This window comes from Streptococcus mitis (genome assembly GCF_002860865.1).
Classification (GTDB): domain Bacteria; phylum Bacillota; class Bacilli; order Lactobacillales; family Streptococcaceae; genus Streptococcus; species Streptococcus mitis_AT.
In genome coordinates this window covers 1-4,103 of sequence record NZ_PKIE01000017.1, presented here as the reverse complement: position 1 = coordinate 4,103, position 4,103 = coordinate 1, and the positions used below count along the sequence as shown (strand labels likewise).

Sequence of the window (4,103 nt, the reverse complement as noted above, 5' to 3'; positions counted from 1 at the left end):
CTCTGAATACTATTATTCAAGTGGGCTTTTATTTGTTTTATCATGGGAAATCCCTCCTTAACTATAAGTTTATCACATAAAAAAGAAACCCAAATACAGAATTGTATTTGAATTTCTTAACTTAATGACATTGGGAATGTCTATCCCTCTTTTTATGCTATTCACTTTTAAATAGATTTGAGCTCTCCTAATTTATATGATAAAATAAGACTAGAAAAAGGAGAAGAACATGATCGATGTAGAAGAAATTCTGAGCAAGATGAACCCCAATCAGAAGATTAATTATGACCGTGTCATGCAGAAGATGGTACAAGTATGGGAGAAAAATGAGCAACGTCCAACTATTCTCATGCATGTTTGCTGTGCCCCTTGCAGTACCTATACTCTAGAATATTTGACCAAGTATGCAGATGTGACTATCTATTTTGCCAATTCTAATATCCATCCCAAGGCAGAATACCATAAGCGTGCCTATGTTACCAAGAAATTTGTCAGTGATTTCAATGAGCGAACAGGAAATACGGTTCAGTACCTAGAAGCGCCTTATGAACCCAACGAATATCGTAAACTGGTTCGAGGTTTGGAAGAAGAGCCTGAAGGTGGCGACCGTTGTAAGGTTTGCTTTGACTACCGCCTGGATAAAACAGCGCAAGTGGCTATGGATTTGGGCTTTGACTACTTTGGCTCAGCCTTGACCATCAGTCCTCATAAGAATTCTCAGACCATCAACAGCATCGGAATCGATGTGCAAAAGATTTATACCACCCACTATCTTCCCAGCGATTTCAAGAAAAATCAAGGTTACAAACGTTCGGTAGAGATGTGTGAAGAGTATGACATTTACCGTCAATGTTATTGTGGATGCGTCTATGCAGCTCAAGCCCAGAATATTGATCTGGTTCAAGTTAAGAAGGATGCCACAGCTTTCTTGCTGGATAAGGATGTTGAAAAAGACTATTCCCACATCAAATTTACAGTTACAAAATTAGATATATAGAGACCAACCCAGCTGAAAAACTGGGTTTTTCAAATAAAAAAACCAGGGCTTTCACCCTAGTTTGACAACTTTACCGATTCTTTAGTTCTACATAGCGCTTGTACCAAATGTTTACATAGGCTTCTGAGAAAGGACCACGTCCATTGTTAATCCAATCAACAAGAATTTTGACATGTTCTTTTAAAATATAGTCCAAGTCATCAGAATAATTCATTTTGCGTTTGTGACGCTCATACTCCTCAACGTCCAAGAGACGTTTTTCTCCATCTGTAAAAATTTTAACATCCAAATCGTAATCAATATACTTCAGTGCTTCTTCATCCAGATAGTAGGGGCTAGCCATATTGCAATAATAGGAAATTCCATTATCACGAATCATGGCAATGATATTAAACCAATATTTCTTGTGAAAGTAAACAATAGCCGGTTCTCGAGTGACCCAACGACGACCATCACTTTCGGTAACAAGTGTATGATCGTTGACACCAATAATGGCGTTTTCTGTTGTTTTTAGTACAATGGTGTCCCGCCAAGTTCGGTGGAGACTCCCATCATGCTTATAACTTTGAATTGTAATAAAGTCGCCTTCTTTTGGAAGCTTCATAACTAACCAACTTTCTACAATTTATAAGTTTATCGTTTACTATTGTACCATAAAATTACCTAAAATCTGTGAATTTTACATGAAAATATTAAAGATATTCTCTGAGAGCGTTTGCTATATCCGAAAAATCGTAGCCCTTTCGTGCTAAAACTTGGGTTAAACGCTGTTTAAGTTCGTATCCTTCATATTTTCGGGCATACTTGGCATATTGCTTATCAAGTTCCTTGAAGATGAGTTCCTGAGTTGTTTCTTGGTCAACTTGACTATCCAACTCATCAAAGGCACTTTTAGCATCAGAGTAAGAGAATCCTTTGTTGGTCAAGTTTTGGAGAATCTTATCTTGCAAGGCACGAGCTGGAAGTTTTCCTTCATATTTTTTCAAGAGTTTATTAGCTACACGTTGAGCAACTTCCGAAAAATTAAATTCTTTCAGAATCTCTTCTATAGTAGATTTTGAAACTCCTTTTTGTGCTAATTTCTGAGTCAGTATATAAGGCCCCTTGTCTCCTGAAAGTTGATTGGCATTGATGATAGCATAAGTGTACTGGCTATCATTAATCCACTTATCTTCTTTAAGATTAGCAATGACTTGAGAAACTATTTTTTCATTAATATCATATTTCTTCAGATATTCTCTGACCTCTTTTTCAGTACGTGCTTTAAATGAAAGGTGATAGAGGGCTAGATTCTTACCATAAGAAAATTGGGCAAAGTCCTGAATCTCCTTCAATTCCTCTTCGCTTATCACCTTATCTCTCGATAACATAAAACGAACAATTGTATCTTCAGTAATGTAGCATTTGTCACCATTATCAAGCTCCATCAGATAGAGTCTTTTTTTCTTTTCAAGTTTTGTGATTTTCATAGTTCTATTATAACTCAAAATGTGATAAGATAGGGGTATGAATCTGAAAGTGAAACAAAAAATACCATTAAAAATCAAGCGCATGGGAATTAATGGTGAGGGAATCGGCTTTTATCAAAAAACATTAGTCTTTGTACCTGGAGCCCTAAAAGGAGAAGATATCTATTGTCAGATTACCTCTATTAAACGCAATTTTGTTGAAGCAAAATTACTAAAGGTTAATAAGAAGTCAAAATTCCGAGTTGTGCCAGCTTGTACTATTTATAATGAATGCGGAGGATGCCAAATCATGCACCTGCATTATGATAAGCAGCTGGAGTTCAAGACGGACCTACTTCACCAAGCACTGAAAAAATTCGCCCCTGCAGGATATGAAAACTATGAAATTCGTCCAACTATTGGAATGCAGGAACCCAAGTACTATCGTGCTAAGTTACAATTTCAGACTAGAAAATTTAAAAATCAGGTCAAGGCAGGTTTGTATGCACAAAACTCTCATTATTTGGTAGAGTTGAAAGACTGCCTAGTACAAGATAAGGAAACCCAAGTGATTGCTAATCGTCTAGCAGAATTGCTTACTTATCACCAGATTCCAATCACGGATGAGAGAAAAGTTCTAGGTGTTAGGACTATTATGGTCCGACGAGCAAGAAAGACTGGACAGGTTCAGATTATTATTGTTACAAACCGTCAGCTTAATTTAACCCAACTAGTAAAAGACTTAGTTAAAGATTTCCCAGAAGTTGTGACAGTAGCTGTGAATACAAATACAGCTAAAACCAGTGAGATTTATGGTGAAAAGACAGAGATTATCTGGGGGCAAGAGAGTATTCAAGAAGGTGTCCTCGATTATGAATTTTCACTATCTCCTCGAGCTTTCTATCAACTAAATCCTGAACAAACAGAAGTTCTTTATAACGAGGCGGTAAAAGCCTTGGATGTTACTAAAGAAGACCATTTGATTGACGCTTATTGTGGAGTTGGAACGATTGGGTTTGCCTTCGCAAAGAAAGTTAAAACACTCAGAGGTATGGATATTATTCCAGAAGCCATTGAAGATGCTAAGCGAAATGCTAAAAGAATGGGATTTGACAACACACATTACGAAGCAGGAACAGCGGAAGAGATTATTCCTCGCTGGTATAAGGAAGGCTACCGAGCAGATGCTCTGATCGTAGATCCACCACGTACAGGTCTGGATGACAAGTTATTAGATACAATTCTTACCTATGTACCAGAAAAAATGGTCTATATTTCTTGCAATGTTTCGACTTTGGCTCGTGATTTAGTGCGCTTAGTAGAAGTCTATGATCTTCATTATATCCAGTCGGTCGATATGTTCCCACATACAGCTCGAACTGAGGCTGTTGTAAAATTAATAAAAAAAGTTTAAAAAAGTAGTTGACAAAAAATAAAAAGTCGGTATAATAGTAAGAGTTGAAAATAACAACTCAGGTCCGTTGGTCAAGGGGTTAAGACACCGCCTTTTCACGGCGGTAACACGGGTTCGAATCCCGTACGGACTATGGTATGTTGCGGTTGAAACACTTGATGAAAAAAAGTTTAAAAAAGTTTCAAAAAAGTGTTGACAAGCGAAAGCGACTGTGATATACTAATATAGTTGTCACTTGAGAGAA

The 4,103-nt window shown here is 37.1% G+C and carries 4 protein-coding genes and 1 tRNA gene; 3 read left to right on the top strand and 2 right to left on the bottom strand.

The window, feature by feature from the left end; genetic code table 11:
* The first annotated feature begins 229 nt into the window (after positions 1 to 229).
* Positions 230 to 997: an epoxyqueuosine reductase QueH gene (locus CYK18_RS10595; protein ID WP_000567567.1), complete on the top strand. Its 768-nt coding sequence runs from the start codon at positions 230 to 232 to the stop codon at positions 995 to 997.
* Positions 998 to 1,067: 70 nt separating this feature from the next.
* Here CYK18_RS10595 and ntdP read toward each other — a convergent pair whose 3' ends face one another.
* Both ntdP and recX read right to left on the bottom strand, forming a co-directional pair.
* On the bottom strand, positions 1,068 to 1,601 hold the full coding sequence (gene ntdP / locus CYK18_RS10590; RefSeq protein ID WP_101786495.1) for a nucleoside tri-diphosphate phosphatase: 534 nt from the start codon (positions 1,599 to 1,601) through the stop codon (positions 1,068 to 1,070).
* Positions 1,602 to 1,689: 88 nt separating this feature from the next.
* Complete coding sequence (gene recX / locus CYK18_RS10585) at positions 1,690 to 2,466, bottom strand: recombination regulator RecX (RefSeq protein WP_101786493.1); 777 nt, start codon at positions 2,464 to 2,466, stop codon at positions 1,690 to 1,692.
* Between the two features lie 37 nt (positions 2,467 to 2,503).
* On the opposite strand from recX, the gene rlmD reads away from it, so the two are divergent.
* Together rlmD and CYK18_RS10575 are read left to right on the top strand one after the other, a co-directional pair.
* The gene (rlmD, locus tag CYK18_RS10580) at positions 2,504 to 3,859 is read left to right on the top strand and encodes a 23S rRNA (uracil(1939)-C(5))-methyltransferase RlmD (RefSeq protein ID WP_050235961.1); all 1,356 of its coding nucleotides are present in this window, start codon (positions 2,504 to 2,506) and stop codon (positions 3,857 to 3,859) included.
* A 61-nt stretch (positions 3,860 to 3,920) separates the two neighbouring features.
* A tRNA-Glu gene (locus CYK18_RS10575) sits at positions 3,921 to 3,992 on the top strand.
* Positions 3,993 to 4,103 lie beyond the last annotated feature (111 nt).

What these genes read in the sequence shown, in the direction of transcription:
- CYK18_RS10595 (WP_000567567.1), top strand. Translation starts at nt 230, where the DNA reads ATGATCGATGTAGAAGAAATTCTGAGCAAGATGAACCCCAATCAGAAG.
- recX (WP_101786493.1), bottom strand. Translation starts at nt 2,466, where the DNA reads ATGAAAATCACAAAACTTGAAAAGAAAAAAAGACTCTATCTGATGGAG.
- ntdP (WP_101786495.1), bottom strand. Translation starts at nt 1,601, where the DNA reads ATGAAGCTTCCAAAAGAAGGCGACTTTATTACAATTCAAAGTTATAAG.
- rlmD (WP_050235961.1), top strand. Translation starts at nt 2,504, where the DNA reads ATGAATCTGAAAGTGAAACAAAAAATACCATTAAAAATCAAGCGCATG.